Raw genomic sequence first — 22,654 nt, forward strand, 5'->3', positions numbered from 1 at the left:
GCATCGGAGAGCGCGCTGTGGTTAGCTTCGTGCCATGAGCACGCCGCAGTCTGTCGCCGCCGAAGAGTATCTACCCCGAGACACCGCGGATGTCGTTCGCACTGTGCGGGATTCGCGCACCCGCGTCGAGAGCCTCACGATTCGTGGTGGCGAGCCGATCGATGATGGTCTGTCGCTACCCGATCAGCGCACGGTGGTTTCGCTGCGGCGGATGAACTCGGTTCTCGATATCAATCTCGGCAAGCGCACCGTACGGGTGCAGGCGGGCGCCAAGCTCTCCGATATCGACCGCAGGCTCGGCGCGCACGGCCTCGGCCTGCCGATCGTCGGCGACCACCGCGATATCACCGCGGGCGGATTCGCGTCGGTCGGCGGCGTCAGCACCGCATCGCACAAGTACGGCATGTTCATCGACCGGATCGTGGATCTGGAGTACGTGGACCCGGACGGACGCATCGGCACCTGCGGGCGTGCCCACCACAGCGAGCGGTTCCATCGCATCCTCGGTGCCGGCGGACGCGCGGGCATCATCACCGCGCTGACGCTGGACACGGTCGATATCGATAAGGACCACACCTGGCTGACCACCGAAGCCGACCGTTTCCTGGATTTCGACTCCTTCGTCGAGCACGCCTACGCCGAGACCGTCCGGCCCGGCAATGCGGTGCTGCAGGTCGGCCGCTGGGTCGATACCGCGCCACTGAAGGTGTCACGACCCGTCGGCACCGGCCACGTCCAGCTGGGCACGGTGCGCTTCGGTCAGTGGTCGAGCCTCTACCCCACCACCCCGACCAGGTCGCTGCGTGCGCGCCGCGAGGTCGGTACCAGGACCAGAAAGTCATTGGGCGTCATCGCCTCCGCGGCAGGCGGTCGCGCGGGCACTCCGGTACGCAACGCCGCGGCGGGCGCGCTGATGTTCGCACCAAAAGTGCTGACGTTGCGCGACGCGGAGTACCTCGCCGACACCGTGATCAGCTCGTCGGAACGTGGCCCCGCCTACCGAGTTGCCGTTTTCGCGCCGCTGTCGCGCTATACGTCGGTGTTCTATCGACTCCATGACCTGTTCGCCGGACACCGTGAGCGCACCGGCTGCTTCACCGTCATCTCCGCGATGACCTACGGCGTGCGCTCGAAGCAGCTGCGCGCTGAGGCCGCCGCACACGGCCTGCCCGCCGAGGACCACGGCCTGATCACCTTCACCTGCCGACTGCGCCCGACGGCGCTGCCCTCGGAACTGCTGCGTGACATCGTCTCCGGCATCGACGAGATCTGCCAATCCGAGCAGGCCCTTCGCTACGACTCCGCGGAGTAGGGCTTCCACTGACACCAAAGCGCCCCACTGGATATCCAGTGGGGCGCTTTGGTGTCAGTGCTTGTGGCTCAGTGCTTTTCGGGGCCGAGGTAGTACTCGAACACCAGGCCCGCGGAGGCGGCGAGGACACACGCCACGCCGACGCCGATCAACCAGAACTGGAAGAACGCCAGGCCGAGTGCGGTGACCGCACCGGCCGCGGCCAGCGTGATGGGCCACGGGCTGCCGGGCGAGAAGAAGCCGAGATCGCCTGCGCCGTCCACGATCTCGGCGTCTTCGTAGTCTTCGGGACGCAGGTCGAGGCGACGTGCGACGAAGCGGAAGTAGGTGCCGATAATCAGTGACAGGCCGGCGGTGAGCACGGTGGCGGTGGTACCCGCCCACTCGACGCCGGTGCGTGACTGCCCGGTGAAGTAGCCGTACACGATTGCCACGATGACGAAGAACACCGTGAGCAGCTCGAAAATCCGCGCTTCGATCTTCATGTCAGATCAGTCCTCACTTGCTGTCGGCCGCGGCCGCGCTCTTGGTCGTGCGGTCGGTGTTGAACGGCTGCGTTGAGGTGGAGACAGGGGACTCACCGATGGACTCGAGCGCCTGGGCGTTGGTCTTCCCCGCCTTCCGTGCGTCGATGTACTTGGTGAACTTCTCCGGCGTGACCGCACGGACCTCGAAGTTCATCATCGAGTGGAAGGTGCCGCACATTTCCGCGCAGCGGCCGACGAACGCGCCTTCCTTCTCGATCTTGGTGATCTGGAAGATGTTGTCCGAATGGTTTTCCTTCGGGTTCGGCATGACGTCGCGCTTGAAAAGGAACTCCGGCACCCAGAAGGAGTGGACCACATCGGCGGCGGTCAGCTGGAACTCGATGGTCTTGTCGGTCGGCAGCACCAGCACCGGAACCTCGGTGCTGGAACCGACGGTCTCGATCTTGTCGTAGTGCAGGTAGGACAGGATGTCGTTGGCCGGCTTGCCGTGCAGCGGACCCGGCTGCGGGTGACCGTCCTTGGTCAGCTCCTTGTACTCCTGGAGCTGCTCCTGGTTCGCGGCCTCGAGCTCAGTATTGATGCCGTCATACTTGAAGCCATCCTTGAAGTCCACATTGCGGTAGCCGAACTTCCAGTTCCACTGGAACGCGGTCACGTCGACGGTGACATCCGGGTCGCTCACCTTCTCGTGCACGTAGTTCTGCACGACGACGGTGAAGTAGAACAGCACCGCGATGATCAGAAACGGGACCGCGGTGTAGGTCAGCTCCAGCGGCACGTTATAGCCGGTCTGGCGCGGGAACTCCGGGGAGTCCTTCTTCTTGCGGTGGAATGCGATGGTCCAGAACGTCAGACCCCACACCAGCACGCCCATCGCCAATGCGGCAACGATCGACCAGGTCCACAGCTCCCGCATTCGGGTCGCCTGCGGGGTGATGCCCGAGGGCCAGCCGAACCGAAGCCATGGACTGTCGATCGAGCAGCCCGAGACGAGCATCGCGGTAATGCCCAAAGACACCGCCAGTCCGGTCCGCCGAAGGATACGGCCGAGGGGACGGCGAGCCGGCGAAGCCGGTGGGGTGGGTGAGCTCAGCCGACCCCTGACGGGTCGTGCCCCGATCTCTTCGCTCGCCTTGTGCGCCACGCTCACGCCTTCCTGGTCGCCACACATTCCGACATTGCACCGCCGGGGTTGCGATCGCCCCGACGCTACGTTCAAGCACATCTCAGACCTTCGTTGTGTTCGCCGCGCTTTTGCGCACGCACCACCTGAGAATGGCCTGAGTACTACGCAGCGTAGACCAAACCGGTGCCTCGTTTGACGTCGGGTCGTATTCGACACTCCGCCGATCCCGGCCGGTACACCTCTACCTGCACGTCACGTTCACGCCAGCGCGGCAAATGCCCTGTATACGGTGCGCACCACGCATCTATTCGGGCCGTGCGGCATACTCGGACACTATATTTCGACCGCTGCGCTCCAACCCCGGGGAGCAGCTCGCCACCATTGAGGGTGTGCGCCCCGCAATATAGGAAATGAGGTTGCCGACGCCGTGTGTGGACTGCTCGGATTTCTGACATCTGACGTCGCAGCTCCGGACACCGTGGAGCGGGTGTACGACGCGCTGCACTGCGTTCGGCACCGCGGCCCGGACGAGCGCGGCACCTGGCACGACGACCACCTGATCTTCGGCTTCAACCGGCTGTCGATCATCGACATCGAACACTCGCACCAGCCGCTGCGCTGGGGCCCATCGGAAAACCCGCAACGCTATGCCCTCACCTTCAACGGCGAGATCTACAACTACCTGGAACTGCGCGACGAGCTGACGCGGGCGCACGCGACCGAATTCGTGGACGGCAAGATTTTCCAGACCGAGGGTGACAGCGAGGCGATCGTTGCCGCGTTCCACTACTGGGGCCCCGAGGCGGTTCGCCGGTTACGCGGCATGTTCGCCTTCGCGATCTGGGACACCGAGGAACAGAGCCTGTTCCTGGCTCGCGATCCGTTCGGCATCAAGCCGCTGTTCCTGGCCACCGGCCCCGGCGGCACCGCATTCGGTAGCGAGAAGAAGAGCCTGGTGGAGTTGCTGCCCGCGCTCGGCCGCAGCGATAGGCTCGATCCACGTGCGCTGGAGCACTACACGGTGCTGCAGTACGTGCCGGAGCCGGAGACGCTGCACGCCGATATCCGCAGGCTCGAATCCGGCAGCTACGCCACCGTGCGGCAGGGCGAGGCGCCGAAGACGACCCGCTACTTCAACCCGAAGTTCCAGGTCCGCCCGTTCGCGCCGGGCACGGCGGCCGCGCGTTACCGCGAGATCGCCGAGGCCATGGAGGACTCGGTCGCCAAGCACATGCGCGCCGACGTCACCGTCGGCTCGTTCCTGTCCGGCGGTATCGACTCCACCGCGGTTGCCGCGCTGGCCATGCGCCACAACCCGAACCTGATCACCTTCACCAGCTGCTTCGAGCGCGAGGGCTACTCCGAGGCGGATGTGGCCGCGGAAACCGCCGAGGCGATCGGGGCACGGCACGTCATCAAAACTGTCTCCCCCGCCGAGTTCGCCGCCTCGATTCCCGAAATCGTGTGGTACCTCGACGATCCGGTCGCCGATCCGGCGCTGGTTCCGCTGTATTTCGTGGCGAAGGAAGCGCGCAAGCACGTCAAGGTGGTGCTCTCCGGCGAAGGCGCCGACGAGCTGTTCGGCGGGTACACCATCTATCGGGAGCCGTTGTCGCTGAAGCCTTTCGAGCGCCTGCCCAAGGGGCTGCGCCGGTTGGCCGGCAAGCTATCGGACCGGATTCCGGAAGGAACCCGAGGTAAGAGCCTGCTGCACCGCGGCTCGCTGCCCCTCGAGGAGCGCTACTACGGCAATGCCCGCAGCTTCAGCGACGCGCAACTGCGTGCCGTGCTGCGCGAATTCCGGCCGGAATGGACCCACCAGGACGTCACCGCCCCCATCTACGCGCAGTCGCGCGGCTGGGACCCCGTGGCGCGCATGCAACACCTCGACCTGTTCACCTGGCTGCGTGGCGACATCCTGGTCAAGGCCGACAAGATGACCATGGCCAACTCACTGGAGTTGCGGGTGCCTTTCCTGGACACCGAGGTGCTGAACGTAGCCGAGGGACTGCCCTACGAGCAGAAGATCACCAGTGAAACCACCAAATACGCGCTGCGCCAGGCACTAGAGGGCATCGTCCCCCCGCATGTGCTGCACCGCGCCAAGCTCGGTTTCCCGGTCCCGCTGCGGCATTGGCTGCGCGGCGAGGAACTCTACGACTGGGCCCAGCAGACCATCGCCGAATCGCAGACCGATCACCTGCTGGACAAGGGCACCATCAAGGGCATGCTCGAGGATCATCGGGCCGGGCGCGGCGACCACAGTCGCCGCCTGTGGACCCTGCTGGTCTTCATGATCTGGCACGGCATCTTCGTCGAGAACCGCATCGTCCCCGAGATTCAGGAGCCGGTCTATCCGGTCTCGCTGTAAAACGACAGCGGCCCACCCGCCGATTACGACGGGTGGGCCGCGTCAGTTTCGCGACGGACTACAGCAGTGGCTCGAGGTCCGAAGCCGCCTGCGCGCCATAGGCATTCGCGAGACGCTCCAACGCGTCATCCTTATTCAGGCTCCATTCCTGGGTGCCCATGGTTTCCAGAACCAGCACGGCGATCAGCGAGCCCAGCTGCGCCGCGCGCTCCAGGCTCAGACCCGCGGTATGGCCAGTGAGGAAGCCTGCGCGGAAGGCGTCGCCGACGCCGGTGGGCTCGACCTTCTTCGTCTCGGGGACCACACCGACCCGCACCTCGGTGCCGTCACGGTCGACGATCAGCACGCCGTCGGCACCGAGGGTGGTGACGCGAATACCGACGTGACGCGCGATCTCGTCCTCACTGAGGCCGGTCTTCTGCAGCAGCAGCGCCCACTCGTACTTATTGGTGAAAAGGTAAGCGGCGCCGTCGATCAGCGAAATCGCCTGATCGCCGTCGAGACGGGCCAGTTGCTGGGACGGGTCGGCGGCGAACGGGATGCCGAGATCGCGGCTCTGCGCGGTATGTAGCAGCATCGCGTCGGGATCGTTGGCGCCGACGAGCACCAGTTCCAGCTCGTGTTCTTCGGCGAGATCGGCGATCGCGATATCGTGGGCCTCGCTCATCGCGCCGGGATAGAACGACGCGATCTGTGCCATATCGTCATCAGTCGTGCACACGAAGCGCGCGGTGTGCGCGCGGTCGGAGATCTTGACGCCACCGCAGTCGACACCGTGTGCTTCCAACCAGGCGCGGTATTCGGCGAAATCGGCGCCCACCGCGCCGACGAGTAGCGGTGTGCGATTCAGTAGGCCCATGGCGTAGGTGATATTGCCCGCGACCCCACCGCGCCGGATCTGCAGATCATCGACAAGGAAGCTCAACGACACATGGTCGAGCTGGTCGGCCAACAACGCGTCGGCGAATCGTCCGGGGAAACGCATCAAATGGTCGGTGGCAATCGATGCCGATACTGCGATAGTCACGAGGCTCGCGGTCCTTAGCTGTCGACAGGAACATCACCGAAGTGGAACCCTCGGCGGCGACTTCACCGTATCAATAACAACATCCGCCGAACATCGACAACCGTTCCGGCAAGCCCTCTATACAACAGACGGCGGGCCCACAGCGCGATCCAGCAACACCCGAAGTGTGCGGACGCGTGCGGGCCCAGCCGGGTCGGTCAGCCGACCGCTCGTCAGTTGAACGAGTCGCCGCAGGCGCAGGAGCCCGTGGCATTGGGGTTATCGATCGTGAAGCCCTGCTTCTCGATGGTGTCGACGAAATCGATCGAGGCACCCTGTACGTAGGGCGCGCTCATGCGGTCGACCGCCAGCGAGACGCCACCGAAGTCGGCGACGAGGTCGCCGTCGAGTGAGCGGTCGTCGAAGAACAGCTGGTAGCGCAGGCCGGCACAACCACCCGGCTGTACGGCGATCCGCAGCGCCAGGTCGTCGCGACCCTCCTGGTCCAGCAGCGCCTTCGCCTTGGCTGCGGCGGCCTCGGTCAGCGTCGCACCATGGGTTTCGGTCTCGTTCTGCACAGTCATGGACTCTCCTAGGGACAGCTGTATCAACCCGTGAACAGCACACGGCTCCTGGCTGTCAACACCAATCCGCAGGCTGCTATTCCCCATCTTGCCACCACCAGGACCCGGGCAGCACCCCGCCACCCGAGACCCACCGCACGCTCGGCTAACCGACCGCATTTCCCGCTGGGTGTCGCATCGAATAGCCTGGTCGCTGTGAAATTGTTCCGTCGCGGCGAGTCCAGCACCACCGACGAGGGCGCCGATCAGACGGCGCGCTCGGACAGCGGCTCGGCAGCGGGCTCCACCCGCACGGCCACCCCGGCCACCGAAGGCAAGGGCCGTCCCACCCCGAAACGCCGTGACGCACAAGGCAAGCGCCGCGGCCCGGTCGCCCCCGCACCACTCACCGCGAAGGAGGCACGCGCCCGACGCAAGGCCGCCCGCGGCAATAAGGAAGACCGCAAACTGGCCTCCGCCGAGCGGCGCCTCGCCGCCCAGGATCGACGCGCCAGAATGCTCGCCGGCGAGGACAAGTACCTGCTGCCGCGCGACCAGGGCCCCGTGCGCGCGTTCGTACGCGACATCGTCGACGGCAGGCGCAACCTGGTCGGACTCTTCATGCCGATGGCATTGGTGTTGATCTTGTCGATGTTCGTGGCGCCAGCGTGGCAGTCCATCGTCACGCTGGCGATGCTGGTGATGATGGCGTTCATGATCGCCGAGGGATTCATGCTCGGCCGGATTGTGAACAACAGGGTTCGCGAACGATTCCCCGATAGCACCGACACCGGTTATCGACTCGGGTGGTACGCCTTCGTCCGCGCCTCACAGATCCGTAAAATGCGGGCACCGAAGCCGCGGGTTCGGCCGGGGGACAGTATTTGATGGCAGCGCCTGCGGCGCTGCGTGTTCGCGGCCCCCTTTGGCTCGCGTCCGAGGGGCAAATACTTGCTCCTTCGTCGCATCGTATTTGCCCCTCGGACGCGAGCCGGCCGCGAACTTTAGTGCTCGGGCTCGCTTCGCTCGGAAGCTGTTGTTGTGGCGAGTGGGTACGTATGGGGGCTCGTGCGGCACCGACTGTTTCTGTACCCGTTAGGGGTTCTGTGCTTTGACAGTTGGGGTGGTGGTCCAGTTAGTGCTGTGTTTTGGCCGCTGCTGCGAACTTTTGGGCTCGGGCTCGCTTCGCTCGAGACTGGTGTCGTGCCTAGATGGATGGTCCCCGGGGTCAGTGGTCGTAGGCGGTGAGTGATCGGTGGATTGGTGCGCCGACCTTGTCGTTGTGCCAGATGGTGGTGGTCGGCGCGAGGATCCGTTGCAGCACGCGGACCGCGACTCCGGCGGGGGTTCGGCCGCCGTGACGTTCGAGGTCGAGTTGGCCTTTCAGGGTTTGGTTGATCGATTCGATGGTTTGTCGCAGCGGTTTGAACAGGCGTTGGCCTGGCCGTTGGGCCTCGCCCTTGGGGGTCGGTCGTAGGAGGTGCGGACCCTGGCCGGCCAGTTCGTGCTCGAACGCGGCACCGAAGTATCCCTTGTCGCCGATCTATGTTTGGGCGGGCCGGTCAGCGACCAGGCTGGAGTCGGTGTCGAGAATGCCGAGGAGTGTGTCGCGCTCGTCGGCGTTGGCTCCGGCCAACGCGAACCCGATCGGCAGCCCGCCCCAGAGTGCAGATCAGATGTAGTCGTAGGCCCCGGAAGTAGCGGGAATGCCGAGGCGCAGTAGCCGTATTCGGCCCATCCGGCCAGGTTTGATCGGCGGACCGTTTCCTTGGATCGGCCGCACTCGAGCGGGGTCGAGTCCACGACCCAGACGTCGTCGGTTCACAGGGTCGTGTCGACCGAGAGTGCCCGGATCGCGTGGGTGATCAGGCCGGTAGCGGCGCGGAGCCGTTTGTTGTAGCCGGGTTGTTTGGGCAGGTAGCGGAACAGGTGCCCAAGATGCGCGCGGGCATGGCGCAGCCAACGGGCCTCGGAGGTGAACCCCAGCAGGGCCTGCATCACCGACAACGTCACCAGTTCGGCGTCGGTCAGCCGGGGCGTGAACCCGATTCGCGGCCGTGACGGTGCCAGATCCGGTGCGGTCTTCAGCAAGTCGTCGATCTTGACATAGAGTGCAGTCGCGAGGGTGTTGATTTCGTTCTTCACACAATGTCTTCAACACCCTCGCTTCAATCCATCACTGTCGACATTCATTGCGGGCCAGGTGATTTCAGCTCGGGCTCGCTTCACCGCCATCCGGGAACAGCTCTGTCGGGATGGTCGAGGGATCAATGTGGTCGAACGGAACAACGGGTCATGAGGGAGACGATGATCACGGCGACTGCTGGTCAGGCGATTGTGGCGCGCTACTTCGAGATGTGGAACAACGGCGATACCTCGATCACCGAGCAGATCCTCAGCCCGCACTGGATCGACCACGACCACCCGGAGGTGACTGGCCCTGCCGATGTCAGTCTGGCCGTCGCGAAGGTTCGCGGGGCCCGCCCGGGCCTGCGTTTCCAGATCACCTCGCTGCTGGGAGACGGGGATCTGGTTGCGGCCGTGGGTCAGGTCGAAACCGGCGGCGACACACCTGCAAGTCGGCTGATCTGGCTGATCCGGCTCGAGGACGGCCTGATGGCCGAGATGTGGACCTACAGCGGCGGCACCACCTGACCCGACACCGACAACAAACCGGCTGTCCACCCACCCGCCCCCTTGGAATTACTCGTCCAGTGGGCACGTAAGCGGGCTGGTGCGGCACCTACTTTTGTGGGTGGGGGCGAGGGGGCCGGTATTTGCTGTTCGACGTCCAGGGCACTGCTCTCTTCAGCGGTGGTGGGAGTGGGCGAGTATCGAGTCCAGGTCGTTTCGCAGGCGCTGGGCGTCGCGGTCGATGATGTTGGTTGATCCGGCTTGGTCTTGGCCGCTGGCGATGATCACGGCGAAACCGATCAGGACTGCCATGCATACGATGAAAGTAATCATGGCAGTAATTTTGCGATCGACCACTTTCAGCCGAAAGTGGCAGTTCTGACATTATCCGTCAATATTCAGCCAGTTACACTGGGTGGATGCTGTCCAAGGTCGCCGTCGTTATTACCGACCGCCTCGCCATGTTCGAATTCGGGGTGGTCTGTGAGGTTTTCGGCCTCGATCGAACTGCGGACGGACTGCCGGGATTCGACTTCAAGGTCTGCGGGGTCGAACCGGGGAAGCCGCTTCGTTCGACGACGCCCGGTGTCACCGTCACACCGGAGTACGACCTGGGGGAACTCGTCAAGGCCGATCTGGTCGCGATTCCCGCTTTTCCGACCTCCGCAATGGGCGAGAGGCTCGATCCACGCATCGTCGGTGCGGTGCGGACGGCGGCCGATGCCGGGGCGATCGTACTGACGGTCTGTTCGGGCGCGTTCCTGGCCGGGGCGGCGGGGCTACTCGACGGTCGCAAATGCACGACGCACTGGCGTTACGTCGACCAGCTCGCCGAACAGTTCCCGGCGGCGACCGTCGATCCGGACGTGCTGTTCGTCGACGAGGGCAAACTGATCACCAGCGCGGGCACCGCCGCGGGCATCGACGCCTGCCTGCACCTGGTGCGGCGGGAAATCGGCAGCACCGCCGCCAATGCGATCGCCCGGCGCATGGTGGTGCCGCCACAGCGCGACGGCGGACAACGCCAATTCATCGAGCGCCCCGTTCCCGAGTGCACCTCCGACAGCCTCAGCACCACCCTGCAATGGATGAGCCAGAACCTCGAGCGCGCGCACACCGTCGACGAGCTCGCCACCCGATCGACGATGTCGACCAGGACCTTCGCCCGCCGATTCGCCGCCGAAACCGGAACCACCCCGGTGAAATGGCTGACCAACCAGCGCGTTCTGTACGCCAAGCATCTACTGGAAGACACCGACGACAGCCTCGAACAGATCGCCTCCCAGGCCGGTTTCGGCTCCGGCGCGCTACTGCGTCACCATTTCCAGCGGATAGTCGGCATCGCCCCCACCGAATATCGCCGCCGCTTCGGTGGCGGACTCGCCGTCGAGTCCGACAGCGCGTAAACCACGATCCGGGTGGATGCTGCCGCCTCATCTGCGGCACGGACCATATGGGGCCGGGCCGGGCCGGTTGATACGGTGCTGCACGTGTCCGACACCCCACGCATCCCGCATCGCACGCTTGTGCTCGGCGGGGCCAGGTCCGGCAAGTCGGCCTTCGCGGAGGGTTTGATGGCCGACGCGGGCCCGGTGCGCTATCTCGCCACAGCGGTTCCCGATCCCGCCGATCTCGACTTCGCCGAACGGATCGCCAAGCATCGCGAGCGGCGGCCATCGGACTGGACGGTTGTCGAAAGTGCCGACCCAGCAACGGTTCTCGTCGAAGAGTTCGGCGCTGCGGGCGCCACTCTCATCGACGATATCGGTACCTGGCTGACCGCCCGCATCGATGCACGCGACGCCTGGAACGCTCCGCGCGGCACCGTCGCCCCCGACGCCGACGCACTGGTCGCCGCGGTCGCCGCCTATCGGCACCGTCTGGTGATCGTGAGCCCCGAGGTCGGTATGGGTGTCATTCCGGCCACCCGCTCCGGCCGCCTGTTCCGGGATGAAATCGGCACCCTCAACCAGCGCCTCGCACAGGTCTGCGACGAAGCCTTCCTGATTGTCGCTGGTATCCCGGTCCGCCTCCGGTAGCGCGAATGGGTCTGGGAGGCTTCCCATTCGGCTCGCTGGCATTGACGTGCATCGAGGTCGACGCCCCTCGGTACGACGCCGAGCCGCCACCACGAAAGGCGCGGCCGCAGTGGCAGCACGTTCGCGGGGGTCGGCGAGGACCGATCGGACTCGTCCACGCACGGTGCGGCGGCGGCCCGGTCGCGGGCGGTGTGCGCGGCGATACCCGGTGCGGGCAATATTGAGCGGCGTACCAACGAACTGCCCTGACCTCGAGAGGCTCCACAGTGACACACGGATTCGGACCGGTTGCGCCACCTGATGCGCAGATTCGTGCGGCGGCACGGCAGCGGCAGGCACAGCTCACCAAGCCCGGCGGGTCATTGGGGCGGCTGGAGGAGCTCGGCAACTGGGTCGCCGCGTGTCAGGGTGTATGCCCGCCGAAGCAGTTCGAGCGGGCGCGAGTGGTGGTGTTCGCGGGCGATCACGGTGTCGCCCGGCATGGGGTGTCGGCGTATCCGAGCGCGGTAACCGCGCAAATGGTCACCAATTTCCTCGGCGGTGGCGCAGCGGTGAACGCACTCGCCGCCGTGGCCGGGGCGACCGTGCGTGTTGCCGATATCTCCGTCGACGCGGATACCGATCCACAGGTGAGCCAGCACAAGGTGCGCCGGTCCAGTGGGGCCATCGACCGGGAAGACGCACTGAGCGCCGAACAGGTCCACGCGGCACTCGCCGCGGGTATCGCGATCGCCGACGAAGAGATCGACGCGGGCGCGGATCTACTGATCGCGGGCGATATGGGAATCGGCAACACGACCCCCGCCACCGTGCTCATCGCGACACTCACCGACACTGAGCCCGTCGCCGCCATCGGCCGCGGCACCGGCATCGACGACGCGGGATGGGTACGCAAGGTGGCCGCGATCCGCGATGGCATGCGTCGCGCACGCCCGGTCGTAAAGGACCCGGTCGAACTGTTGCGCGTGGCTTCCGGCGCGGACTTCGCCGCCATGGCGGGATTCCTGGCCCAGGCCGCCACCCGCCGCACCCCGGTCATTCTCGACGGTGTAGTCGTCACCGCGGCCGCGCTCGTCGCCGAGGACCTCGCTGCCGGTGCCGGCACGTGGTGGCTCGCAGGACATCTGTCTACCGAACCCGCGCACACCCTCGCACTGAAGCACCTTCGCATCGAACCGCTGATCGACTTGGGCATGCGCCTCGGTGAGGGGTCAGGCGCGCTCGCCGCGCTCTCCCTCTTACGGGCCGCCGTCGCCGCACTGGCCGATATGTCGACCTTCGCCGAGGCGGGTGTCAGCACAGCCGACCCCGAAAACCCCGAGCCCGCAACCGAATCCAGCGACGCCAAACCGGACCTGACGAAATGATCGGGCGGTCGCCACTACCTGCGCGGGTCACGTTGGATGTCCCGCGACCTGACGACGGTATTCGCGCCCATCGGGTCGTCCTACCCGGCTCCGCGCCCTGGTACCACGCGTGAACAGCGTGCGGCTCACGGTATCCTGGCTGACGGTACTGCCGGTGCGCGGCCCGCACGAGGTGGACCGGACGGCAGCGAGACGCGCAATCGCCTTGGCGCCGTTGGTCGGTGCGCTACTCGGGGTCACCGCGTCCGGGCTGTTGTTGGTACTGACATGGGTCGGTGCGGCAGCACCGCTGGCCGGACTGGTCGTGGTCGCCGCGTTGGCCCTCCTCACGCGCGGCATGCACCTGGACGGACTGGCCGACACCATCGACGGCCTCGGCAGCTATGGACCACCCGAGCGTGCCAGACAGATCATGAAGAGCGGCGCCGCTGGACCATTCGGCGTCGCGGCCATTGTGTTTTCGATTGCTATCCAAGCATTTTCGTTTGCGGCGCTGGCACAGCACGAACGCTGGTTCGCCGTGATCTTCGCCGTGACGATCGGTCGCGTCGCGGCGGTTTTCGCTTGTCGCCACGGCCTCACCGCCGCGCCGGACTCGGGATTCGGTGCGCTCGTCGCCGGAACTCAAAACCGGCTCACCATCACGACCTGGATCGCCGTCGCATTGATCGCGAGCGCGTTCGCGGTCTCGGAGCACCACTGGCAAGGGCCGGTCGTGGCGGTGGTCACGCTCGGGATCGCGGCCATGTTGATTCGCCACTGTGCCCGGCGATTCGGCGGGCTCTCGGGCGATATCCTCGGCGCGGTGATAGAAGTCTCGGTCGCCCTCGCCGCCGCCGGCCTATCGCTCGGCTTCGACTGACCAGGACGCGCACGGATAGTCCTCCCGAAAACCAGGGCCGTTATGCGCGAATCGACACGTTTGTTGATCATCACAGTCTGAGTCACTGGAATTTTTCCGACTGCGGCGCGCCGATCGTCCAGGCCGGGCAATAAGGTGTGCGGTATGTCTTCCGAGCGCCTATATTTTCGCCAGCTACTGTCCGGACGGGACTTCGCCGTGGGCGATCCGATCGCGACACAGATGCGAAATTTCGCGTATCTGATCGGAGATCGGGAGACCGGGGAGTGCGTCGTGGTTGATCCGGCGTACGCGGCGGCCGATCTGGTCGACATCGCCGAGGGCGACGGGCTGCGGTTGACCGGTGTACTCGCCACCCACCACCACCCCGACCACGTGGGCGGCACCATGCTCGGATTCACGCTCGGTGGCGTGCGCGAGATGCTCGAAAAGACAAGCGTCCCAGTGCATGTGAATGCCGAGGAGCTGGACTGGGTGGCGAACGTCACCGGGATCGCGAAGAGCGAATTGACCGGGCATCAGCACAGCGACAAGGTCTCCGTCGGCGCTTTCGACATCGAATTGCTGCACACCCCCGGCCACACCCCTGGCAGTCAGTGCTTCCTGCTCGACGATCGCCTGATTGCCGGAGACACCCTGTTCGTCGACGGCTGCGGCCGCACCGACTTCCCCGGTGGCGACTCGGACGCCATGTTCCGCAGTCTCCGCTACCTGGCCGAGCTCCCCAGCAACCCCACCGTCTACCCCGGCCACTGGTACTCCGAAGCACCAAGCGCACCTCTGGCCTCGGTCAAAGACACCAACTACGTCATGCGCCCCAAGACCCTGGACGAATGGCATACCTTCATGCCTAGCTGAACCCGTTCGCCGACGGTGTCACATGGTGCGCATCCAGTTATGGATATCGGCGAAGGTGCCGCGCTGGATGCCGGTGAGGGTGTCGCGCAGAGCCATGGTTACTTCGCCGGGGTTGCCGCCGCCGACGGCGAACTCGCCTTCGGATGAGCGGACCCAGCCGACGGGGGTGATCACGGCGGCGGTGCCGCAGGCGAAAACCTCGGTGATTTCACCGGATTCGGCGCCGGTACGCCATTCCTCGACAGAAATCTTGCGCTCCTCGACGGGGTAGCCGGAATCGGCAGCGAGGGTCAGCAGCGAGTCGCGGGTGATGCCGGGCAGCAGTGAACCGGACAGCTCGGGGGTGACCAGGCGCGCGGCCGAGCCGGAGCCGAAGACGAAGAATAGATTGTTGGTGCCCATTTCCTCGACGTAGCGGCGCTCGCAGGCATCCAGCCAGACCACTTGATCGCAGCCTTCCTCAGTGGCCTGTGCCTGCGCCAAGAGCGAGGCGGCGTAATTGCCCGCGACCTTCGCCTCGCCGGTGCCACCGGGCGCGGCCCGCACATACTCGGTCGACAGCCACACTCGCACCGGCTTGACACCACGCGGGAAGTAGGCGCCCGCCGGAGAGCCGAGCAGCAGATACTTGTAGGCCGAGGCGGGCTTCACACCGAGACCGGCTTCGGTGGCAATCATGAACGGACGCAGATAAAGCGACTCCTCGCCACCCGCCGGCGGCACCCAGCCACTGTCGACCTCGAGCAGCTGCCGGACCGATTCGACGAACAGTTCCTCGGGCAGTTCGGCCATCGCCATGCGGCGCGCGGATTTACGGAAGCGGGTCGCGTTGGCGCCGATGCGGAAGCAGGCGACGCTGCCGTCCGCCTGACGGTATGCCTTCAAACCCTCGAAGATGGCCTGCCCGTAATGGAAGACCATGGTCGCCGGGTCCATCGCCAACGGCCCGTACGGTTCGACGCGCGCGTTGCTCCAGCCCTCGTCCTCGGTGTAATCGATCGACACCATGTGATCGGTGAAGAAGCGCCCGAACCCGGGTGCCACGAGGATCTCCTGTATCCGCTGCGCCGGAGTGGGCGCAGGATGCGGAACATGAGTGAACTGTGCGGCGACGGTCATGACCTCGATCCTAACGGGAACCGATTCGCCGCCGGACGCCTGATCCGCATGCCACCGCCACCAGGATGTATCACCGACTTCTCGGTAACGCGCCTACTTGGTGTTCGTCTCGACGAACGGCGGGCGAACCACCTGGCAGCGCAGGCGGCGGCCGCGGACGTCGACCTCTACGTCGTCGCCGGGCTGCAAATCCGGCTCGGCGTCGAGCAGCGCCAGCGCGATACCGACCTTCAACGAGGGTGAGAACGTACCGGAGGTGGTCTCACCGACCGGTTCACCGTTACGCAGCACCGCCTGTCCCTGCCGCAGCACGCCACGATCGAGTGCCCTCAGCCCCAACAGGATTCGGCGTGGGCCCGCCGATTTCTCCTGTGTCAGTGCGGCTTTGCCCCAGAACTCGGGCTTCTTCCAGCCGACGGCCCAGCCGGTGCGGGCCTGGACCGGCGAAATCTCCAGTGACAGTTCATGTCCGTGCAGCGGATAACCCATTTCGGTGCGCAGAGTGTCGCGGGCACCGAGCCCGGCGGGCTGACCTTCGGTCGCTCGAACCTGCTCGACCAGGGCGCGGAACAGCGGTTCGGCGTCGGCCCAGCGTGGCAGCAGCTCGAAACCGTGCTCGCCGGTGTAACCGGTGCGGCACACGCGAACCGGCCGCCCGCCCCACTCGGCGTCGGCGAAGGCCATGTATTCCATCTCGGTCGGCAGGCCGAGCGCGGCGAGAACTTCGGTCGAGCGCGGCCCCTGCACGGCGAACACGCCGAATTCGCGATGTTCGTCGGTCACCGTGATGCCCTCGGGCGCGACTTTCCGCAGTTCGGCGACCACGGACGCGGTGTTGGCGGCGTTCGGCACCAGGAAGATCTCATCGTCACTGACGTAATAGGCGATGAGGTCGTCGATTACGCCGCCATCGGGAGCGCAGCACAGCGTGTACTGCGCCTTGCCTGGGCGGATACGGCCCAGATCGTTGGTAAGCGCCGAGTTCACGAATTCGGCCGCGCCGCTACCGCGCACGGTTGCCTTACCGAGGTGGCTCACATCGAAAAGGCCGACCGTCGTGCGAACCACCTGATGCTCGGACACCGTCCCCGCGTACGAGACCGGCATTTCCCACCCGCCGAACGGCGCGAAACTCGCCCCGAGCTCGACGTGGACAGCGTGGATCGGGCCTCGCAGCAGGTTCGTATCGGTCACCCGGCGAGCTTAACCCGGCTCGATACGCACCCGGCTCATATGTGTCGACGTCGCGAAACGTTGCCACGGACTATTCGTCGTCAGCCTCGAAACCACATGGGGATCAGCGTCGGTCCACCCTCAGGCAACGTGTAGGTCGCGCCGTCGCGAACGAATCCGTGACGACCGTAGAGGCGAGCGGAACGTTCGGTGCTGGCTTCGAGGAACGCCGGCATCCCCGCCGCCGCGGCGGCTTTCAAACGGTCGGCCAGGATCGCCGCTCCGGCACCGACGCCGCGATATTCCGGCCGCGTGACGATCATCTGAAGATATCGGTGCGGAAATTTTCGGGGATGTTCCTTCGCGACCAACGTCATGGCATACGCCGCCCGCTGCAGCGGGCGCACCTCCGGGGCCGCCTGCGCCCGCTGCCGCGCCTCGGCGGCCTCGGTCTCGAACCGAGCGGCGGAAGTGGCGGTCTGCCAGATCGATACCGCCAACACCGTCGTGCCGGATTCGGCGATCCAAACCTCGTCGTCTGTCAATGCGGCATCGATGACCAACGGCGCATAACTCGTCTGGAACTGTTCGACGGAATAGCCTTCGAGCACCCACGCGGTGACGACCTCGTCGACACTGGCCACGACGAACGCCTCGACAACCGCGTCGCGGTCCTCGGCCCCGGCCCGCCGGACCGTCAATGATGGTCCCATCTGTCGTCCTCTCGCTCGCTACGGTGTGCCCTCGCCAAGCTAGCCTGTGGCCATGACCGCTGTTGCAGATCGCCCCTTAGGACCGGAACTGGCTCGCACCCAAACAATCGGGCCCGACACCGACGTGCTCGTCATCGGATTGACGTCGTCGGAGAACGGTCCCGCGATCGTGCCCGAGGACCTGTTCGACGACATACTGACCGCCGAGGTGCGCACGTACCTACTGGACCAGCTCGGCGCTGTCGGCGCCAAGGGCAAGGCCGACGAGTTGACCCGGGTGCCCGCGCCCAGGGGCCTCGACGGGGTGACCAGCGTGCTCGCGGTCGGTCTCGGCACGGCGGACAAGATCGACGCGGAGCAGATCCGCCGCTCGGCTGGTGCGGCCGCGCGGTCGCTGTCGGGCACCGAACTCGTGGTGACCACGCTGTCGGGCCTCGACCTCGGTGCCGCCGCCGAAGGCTTCTACCTGGGTGCCTACACCTTCACGCCGTTCAAGTCGGGCAAGTCGGCGCCGAAGCCGGACGAGCGTGCCGTCGCCCGCGTCGAATTGCTGGTTCCCGAGCCCGAATTCGGCGAAGAGGCACTCACCAAGGCACAGCTGGTCGCGGAGGCCGTCGCCACCGCCCGGGATTTCGTCAACACTCCCCCGAGCCATCTGTTCCCCGCTGAGTTCGCCTCGCGCGCACAGATATTGGCCGAGGCGGCCGGACTCGAGGTGGAGGTGCTCGACGAAAACGCCTTGGAGGCGGCCGGTTATGGCGGCGTCCTCGGTGTCGGCAAGGGCTCGGCGCGTCCGCCGCGGCTGGTCCGGATCACCTATGCGGGCGGGCCGAAGAAGATCGCGCTGATCGGCAAGGGCATCACCTTCGACACCGGCGGCATCTCCATCAAGCCTGCGGCGAATATGGAGAACATGACCTCGGATATGGCCGGCGCCGCCGCGGTCGTCGCGACCACATTGCTCGCCGCGCGGCTCGGGCTGCCGGTTACCGTCACCGCGACTGTCCCGATGGCGGAGAACATGCCCTCGGCGACCGCGCAGCGTCCCGGTGACGTGCTCACCCAATACGGCGGAACAACCGTCGAGGTGCTCAATACCGACGCCGAGGGCCGCCTCATCCTGGCCGACGCGATCGTGCGGGCCAGTGAGGACAACCCTGACTACCTCATCGACGTGGCGACCCTAACCGGCGCCCAGATCGTCGCGCTCGGCACCAGGACGCCCGGCGTCATGGGCACCGACGAGTTCCGCGACCGGGTCGCTCGCATCTCGCGCGCGGTCGGCGAAAACGGCTGGGCCATGCCGCTTCCCACCGAATTGCGGGCCGACCTGAACTCCAAGATCGCCGATCTCGCCAACGTCGCGCCCCATCGGTGGGGCGGCATGCTCTCGGCCGCGCTGTTCCTGAAGGAATTCGTGCCCGAGGGCGTTCAGTGGGCGCATGTGGACGTAGCCGGTCCGGCATACAACACCGGCAGTCCGTTCGGCTACATCGGCAAGGGGGGCACCGGCGTTCCGGTTCGCACCCTGATCGCGGTCCTCGAGGACATCGCGGCGGAGTAGGCGCCGGCGCGTCGTCCGGAAGCCGATAGTCCGGACGACGCGCCACCCCCTGCCGCTATTGCGCGCGGTTTGCTGAGCGCCCGGTTCGCCGCTGTACGCGACAGCCTTCGGGGGTGGGAATACCTACATATCGTTCATATCGTTCATTTCCCGTTCCATCGCACGCTGCCGTTCGATGCGGCGGCGGGCATCGAAGTCGCGCATCCGCTGCGGATAGCCGGTCTTCCTGACGTCATAGACGGGGATGCGCAAATCTCCAGCAAGCCGTTGCGCGCCGCGCTCGCCGACGATGCGGCGAGTCCATTCGCCATCCGCGGCAATCAGCACAACTGTGACATCGGTCACGGTGGTCTTGGGCTCCACGTAACCCTCGACACCGATGTGAGCGCGGACCCATTCCGTCAGATAACGGGCATCCGCGTTCCTCGCGGTACCCGCAGGTGAGGCGCGTCCGCGCCGGGCCACAACGCCACGGAAACGATCCAGCAAACCCACCGACGCCGACCTCCTGCTCGACACCCGCGCAACACTTGCCATCGGCCCCTCCATACTGCCAGCTCGGCAGGAGTTCGCTGCCCTCTGCTACTCGGCACGCGGACGAGTGCAAGGATGGATCGCGGTACAAGAACCACAAGGATCTCCGGCGCCACGCACAATGACTGGTGGCATTCGGACATCCGCCGCGACCCGCGACGGGTGTCCGACGTGAGATCAACTGTTGTAGAACCCCGTCGAGCAGTCAGAGGAGTCAGAGGACATGGCCTTCTCCGTCCAGATGCCCGCTCTTGGTGAGAGCGTCACCGAGGGAACGGTGACCAGGTGGCTGAAGCAGGAAGGAGACACGGTCGAGGTCGACGAGCCACTGCTCGAGGTCTCCACCGACAAGGTCGACACCGAGATCCCGTCGCCGACGGCGGGCGTGCTGTCGAAGATCGTCGCCCAGGAAGACGACGTCGTCGAGATCGGTGGCGAGCTCGGCGTGATCAGCGAGCCTGGCGAGGCACCCGCGCCCGCGGCGGCGCCCGCACCGGCGGCCGCCGCACCCGCACCGGCACCCGCGCCCGCGCCGGAACCTGCTCCCGCACAGGCCGAGTCGGCCCCCGCACCCGCCGCCGAACCCGCCCCCGCGGCAGCGGCAGCGGGCACCTCGGTGACCATGCCGGAACTCGGTGAGTCGGTCACCGAGGGCACCGTCACCCGCTGGCTGAAGGCCGTCGGTGACCAGATCGCCGTCGACGAGCCGCTGCTGGAGGTTTCCACCGACAAGGTGGACACCGAGATCCCGTCGCCCGTCGCGGGCACGCTGCTGGAGATCACCGCGCAGGAAGACGACATCGTCGCCGTCGGTGGGCAACTGGGCGTGATCGGCAGCGGATCCCCCGCCGCCGCACCCGCGCCCGCACCCGCACCGCCGGCTCCTGCCCCGGCACCCGCTCCTGCTCCGGCACCCGCTCCGGCCCCCGCACCCGTTCCAGCCCTCGCACCTGCGGCTGCTGCACCGGCACCTGCACCGGCTCCGGTCACAACCGCCCCCGCGCCGGGCACCTCCGGCAATGGCGCGACCCCCTACGTCACTCCCCTCGTCCGCAAGCTGGCCGAGGAGAACAACGTCGATCTGGCCGCGCTCACCGGATCCGGTGTCGGCGGACGCATTCGCAAGCAGGATGTGCTCGCCGCCGCCGACGCCAAGAAGGCTCCGGCGGCCGCACCCGCCGCCAAGGCTCCCGCAGCCGCCAAGGCTCCCGCCGCCCCAGCCGCGGTCCAGTCGAACCTGGCGCACCTGCGTGGCACCGTGCAGAAGGCGAGCCGCATCCGTCAAATCACCGCGACCAAGACCAGGGAATCGCTGCAGACGACCGCGCAGCTGACGCAGGTTCACGAAGCCGACGTCACCAAGATCGCGGCGCTGCGGGCCCAGGCCAAGGCGTCGTTCAAGAATCGCGAGGGCGTCAACCTGACGTTCCTGCCGTTCTTCGCCAAGGCGGTTGTCGAGGCCCTCGGCGTGCACCCGAACGTGAACGCCAGCTACGACGAGGGCACCAAGGAGATCACCTACCACGCCGCGGTGCACCTCGGCATCGCCGTCGACACCGACCAGGGCTTGTTGTCCCCGGTGATCCATAACGCCAGCGATCTGTCGCTGGCCGGGCTGGCGCGTGCCATCGCGGACATCGCCAACCGGGCCCGAAACGGCGGCCTCAAGCCCGACGAGCTGTCCGGTGGCACTTTCACCATCACCAATATCGGCAGCCAGGGCGCCCTGTTCGACACTCCGATCCTGCTTCCGCCGCAGTCGGGCATGCTCGGCACCGGCGCTATCAACAAGCGCCCGGTTGTGGTCACCGATGAGACCGGTAATGAATCCATCGGCGTCCGGTCGATGTGCTACCTGCCGCTCACCTACGACCACCGCCTCATCGACGGCGCCGACGCCGGTCGCTTCCTGACCACGATCCGGCATCGGCTCGAGGAAGCGGCGTTCGAGGCCGATCTGGGACTGTGACCCCAGGAGGAAGGTCGGAACGTCACGCATGAAGGTCGTGATCGCCGGTTCATCCGGTCTGATCGGGACGGCGCTCGTCGCGGCCCTGCGCCGCGACGAGCATGACGTCTCCCGCTTGGTCCGTCGGCCCGCCGCCGCCCCCGACGAATTCCGGTGGGATCCCGCTCGCGCCGAACTGGACGAGCGGGCCCTGCGGGGCGCGGACGCGGTGGTCAATCTGTGCGGAGCGAGCATCGGTGGACGGCGCTGGACCGGCAGCTACAAACAAGAGCTGCGCGACAGCCGGATCACCCCGACCGACGTGCTGGCCGAGGCAGTAGCGGCCGCTGGCGTTCCGGTGCTCCTCAATGCCAGCGGCGTGCACGTCTACGGCAGCGATACCGGCGACCACGTTGTCGACGAAACCTCGCCTGTCGGTACCGGTTTCCTGGCCACCCTGTGCCGTGACTGGGAAGCCGCCACCGCACCCGCCGACGCGGCGGGAGTGCGCACCATCCTGTTGCGCAGCGCCGTGGTACTGGCCCGCAAGGGGGGCATGCTCGGCTTGCTGCAACCGCTGTATTCACTCGGCCTCGGCGGCAGGCTCGGCAACGGGCGGCAATACACGCCGTGGATCTCGATCGACGACGAGATCGGCGCGATCATCTTCGCGCTCACCCACGACACCATCTCCGGGCCGATCAACGCGGTCGGTCCGGCACCGGTCACCAATGCCGAGTTCAATCGCGCGCTCGGCCGCGCACTGCACCGGCCCACCCCACTTGTCGTGCCCGCGTTCGCGCTGCGCGCGCTGATCGGCGAGTTCGCACAGGCGGCGATCCTGCACGGCCCTCGCGCCATCCCCACCGCATTGGAGGAGGCAGGTTACCCCTTCCACCACGAGACCATCGGGGCCGCGCTCGCCTCGACCCTCGGCCGCGAGAGGGCAAGCCGATGAGCATGCGGGGCCGGCTCTG

The 22,654-nt window shown here is 66.3% G+C and carries 21 protein-coding genes and 1 pseudogene; 12 read left to right on the plus strand and 10 right to left on the minus strand.

Translation table 11 applies throughout. The features are described from left to right. The first annotated feature begins 34 nt into the window (after window positions 1-34). The gene (locus LKE06_RS20540; protein WP_228000924.1) at window positions 35-1,312 is read left to right on the plus strand and encodes an FAD-binding oxidoreductase; all 1,278 of its coding nucleotides are present in this window, start codon (window positions 35-37) and stop codon (window positions 1,310-1,312) included. A gap of 68 nt (window positions 1,313-1,380) precedes the next feature. Here the strand turns inward: LKE06_RS20540 and LKE06_RS20545 are convergent, their stop codons facing one another. Both LKE06_RS20545 and ctaC read right to left on the minus strand, forming a co-directional pair. Then, the gene (locus tag LKE06_RS20545) at window positions 1,381-1,797 is read right to left on the minus strand and encodes a cytochrome c oxidase subunit 4 (RefSeq protein ID WP_228000925.1); all 417 of its coding nucleotides are present in this window, start codon (window positions 1,795-1,797) and stop codon (window positions 1,381-1,383) included. Window positions 1,798-1,810: 13 nt separating this feature from the next. Then, complete coding sequence (ctaC, locus tag LKE06_RS20550) at window positions 1,811-2,797, minus strand: aa3-type cytochrome oxidase subunit II (RefSeq protein ID WP_228000982.1); 987 nt, start codon at window positions 2,795-2,797, stop codon at window positions 1,811-1,813. Window positions 2,798-3,353: 556 nt separating this feature from the next. On the opposite strand from ctaC, the gene asnB reads away from it, so the two are divergent. Then, window positions 3,354-5,297: an asparagine synthase (glutamine-hydrolyzing) gene (asnB, locus tag LKE06_RS20555; RefSeq protein ID WP_228000926.1), complete on the plus strand. Its 1,944-nt coding sequence runs from the start codon at window positions 3,354-3,356 to the stop codon at window positions 5,295-5,297. A gap of 58 nt (window positions 5,298-5,355) precedes the next feature. On the opposite strand, the gene LKE06_RS20560 is transcribed toward asnB, so the two are convergent. Together LKE06_RS20560 and LKE06_RS20565 are read right to left on the minus strand one after the other, a co-directional pair. Beyond that, a complete protein-coding gene (locus LKE06_RS20560; protein ID WP_228000927.1) occupies window positions 5,356-6,324 on the minus strand; it encodes a carbohydrate kinase family protein in 969 nt (322 codons plus the stop codon). A 212-nt stretch (window positions 6,325-6,536) separates the two neighbouring features. Beyond that, a complete protein-coding gene (locus LKE06_RS20565; protein WP_228000928.1) occupies window positions 6,537-6,887 on the minus strand; it encodes a HesB/IscA family protein in 351 nt (116 codons plus the stop codon). Between the two features lie 195 nt (window positions 6,888-7,082). Between LKE06_RS20565 and LKE06_RS20570 the strand changes: the two genes are divergently transcribed. Further along, a complete protein-coding gene (locus LKE06_RS20570; protein WP_228000929.1) occupies window positions 7,083-7,754 on the plus strand; it encodes a DUF3043 domain-containing protein in 672 nt (223 codons plus the stop codon). 340 nt (window positions 7,755-8,094) lie between these two features. Here the strand turns inward: LKE06_RS20570 and LKE06_RS33475 are convergent. Further along, a pseudogene (locus LKE06_RS33475) lies at window positions 8,095-9,011 on the minus strand (IS982 family transposase). Between the two features lie 150 nt (window positions 9,012-9,161). On the opposite strand from LKE06_RS33475, the gene LKE06_RS20580 reads away from it, so the two are divergent. Continuing rightward, window positions 9,162-9,521 (plus strand): nuclear transport factor 2 family protein, encoded by a 360-nt coding sequence (locus LKE06_RS20580; protein ID WP_228000931.1) that lies wholly within the window; start codon window positions 9,162-9,164, stop codon window positions 9,519-9,521. A gap of 153 nt (window positions 9,522-9,674) precedes the next feature. Here the strand turns inward: LKE06_RS20580 and LKE06_RS20585 are convergent, their stop codons facing one another. Next, entirely contained in the window at window positions 9,675-9,833 is a 159-nt protein-coding gene (locus tag LKE06_RS20585) for a hypothetical protein (protein WP_228000932.1), read from the minus strand. A gap of 86 nt (window positions 9,834-9,919) precedes the next feature. Here LKE06_RS20585 and LKE06_RS20590 point away from each other — a divergent pair, with 86 nt between their 5' ends. From LKE06_RS20590 to LKE06_RS20610, 5 genes are all read left to right on the plus strand, one after another. Further along, complete coding sequence (locus tag LKE06_RS20590) at window positions 9,920-10,906, plus strand: helix-turn-helix domain-containing protein (RefSeq protein WP_228000933.1); 987 nt, start codon at window positions 9,920-9,922, stop codon at window positions 10,904-10,906. An 84-nt stretch (window positions 10,907-10,990) separates the two neighbouring features. After that, window positions 10,991-11,539 carry a bifunctional adenosylcobinamide kinase/adenosylcobinamide-phosphate guanylyltransferase gene (locus tag LKE06_RS20595; protein WP_228000934.1) on the plus strand — a complete coding sequence of 183 codons (549 nt, stop codon included), beginning with the start codon at window positions 10,991-10,993 and terminating at the stop codon, window positions 11,537-11,539. Between the two features lie 266 nt (window positions 11,540-11,805). Next, window positions 11,806-12,906, plus strand: a complete 1,101-nt coding sequence (gene cobT / locus LKE06_RS20600) for a nicotinate-nucleotide--dimethylbenzimidazole phosphoribosyltransferase (protein WP_228000935.1) — start codon at window positions 11,806-11,808, stop codon at window positions 12,904-12,906. Between the two features lie 109 nt (window positions 12,907-13,015). Then, window positions 13,016-13,768, plus strand: a complete 753-nt coding sequence (locus tag LKE06_RS20605) for an adenosylcobinamide-GDP ribazoletransferase (protein WP_228000936.1) — start codon at window positions 13,016-13,018, stop codon at window positions 13,766-13,768. A gap of 144 nt (window positions 13,769-13,912) precedes the next feature. Further along, complete coding sequence (locus LKE06_RS20610; RefSeq protein ID WP_228000937.1) at window positions 13,913-14,626, plus strand: MBL fold metallo-hydrolase; 714 nt, start codon at window positions 13,913-13,915, stop codon at window positions 14,624-14,626. 18 nt (window positions 14,627-14,644) lie between these two features. On the opposite strand, the gene LKE06_RS20615 is transcribed toward LKE06_RS20610, so the two are convergent. The 3 genes from LKE06_RS20615 to LKE06_RS20625 all read right to left on the minus strand — a co-directional run bounded on the left by LKE06_RS20615 (window position 14,645) and on the right by LKE06_RS20625 (window position 17,631). After that, window positions 14,645-15,745, minus strand: a complete 1,101-nt coding sequence (locus tag LKE06_RS20615) for a branched-chain amino acid aminotransferase (protein WP_228000938.1) — start codon at window positions 15,743-15,745, stop codon at window positions 14,645-14,647. A gap of 93 nt (window positions 15,746-15,838) precedes the next feature. Continuing rightward, on the minus strand, window positions 15,839-16,939 hold the full coding sequence (gcvT, locus tag LKE06_RS20620) for a glycine cleavage system aminomethyltransferase GcvT (RefSeq protein WP_228000939.1): 1,101 nt from the start codon (window positions 16,937-16,939) through the stop codon (window positions 15,839-15,841). Between the two features lie 80 nt (window positions 16,940-17,019). Next, entirely contained in the window at window positions 17,020-17,631 is a 612-nt protein-coding gene (locus LKE06_RS20625) for a GNAT family N-acetyltransferase (protein WP_228000940.1), read from the minus strand. Window positions 17,632-17,683: 52 nt separating this feature from the next. Between LKE06_RS20625 and LKE06_RS20630 the strand changes: the two genes are divergently transcribed. Then, window positions 17,684-19,195 carry a leucyl aminopeptidase gene (locus LKE06_RS20630; RefSeq protein ID WP_228000941.1) on the plus strand — a complete coding sequence of 504 codons (1,512 nt, stop codon included), beginning with the start codon at window positions 17,684-17,686 and terminating at the stop codon, window positions 19,193-19,195. Between the two features lie 123 nt (window positions 19,196-19,318). Here the strand turns inward: LKE06_RS20630 and LKE06_RS20635 are convergent, their stop codons facing one another. Then, window positions 19,319-19,690: an oxidoreductase gene (locus tag LKE06_RS20635; protein ID WP_228000983.1), complete on the minus strand. Its 372-nt coding sequence runs from the start codon at window positions 19,688-19,690 to the stop codon at window positions 19,319-19,321. Between the two features lie 262 nt (window positions 19,691-19,952). On the opposite strand from LKE06_RS20635, the gene sucB reads away from it, so the two are divergent. Further along, window positions 19,953-21,698 carry a 2-oxoglutarate dehydrogenase, E2 component, dihydrolipoamide succinyltransferase gene (gene sucB, locus LKE06_RS20640; protein ID WP_228000942.1) on the plus strand — a complete coding sequence of 582 codons (1,746 nt, stop codon included), beginning with the start codon at window positions 19,953-19,955 and terminating at the stop codon, window positions 21,696-21,698. Window positions 21,699-21,726: 28 nt separating this feature from the next. Next, a complete protein-coding gene (locus LKE06_RS20645) occupies window positions 21,727-22,635 on the plus strand; it encodes a TIGR01777 family oxidoreductase (RefSeq protein ID WP_228000943.1) in 909 nt (302 codons plus the stop codon). Window positions 22,636-22,654 lie beyond the last annotated feature (19 nt).

The organism is Nocardia australiensis (assembly GCF_020733705.1).
Classification (GTDB): domain Bacteria; phylum Actinomycetota; class Actinomycetes; order Mycobacteriales; family Mycobacteriaceae; genus Nocardia; species Nocardia australiensis.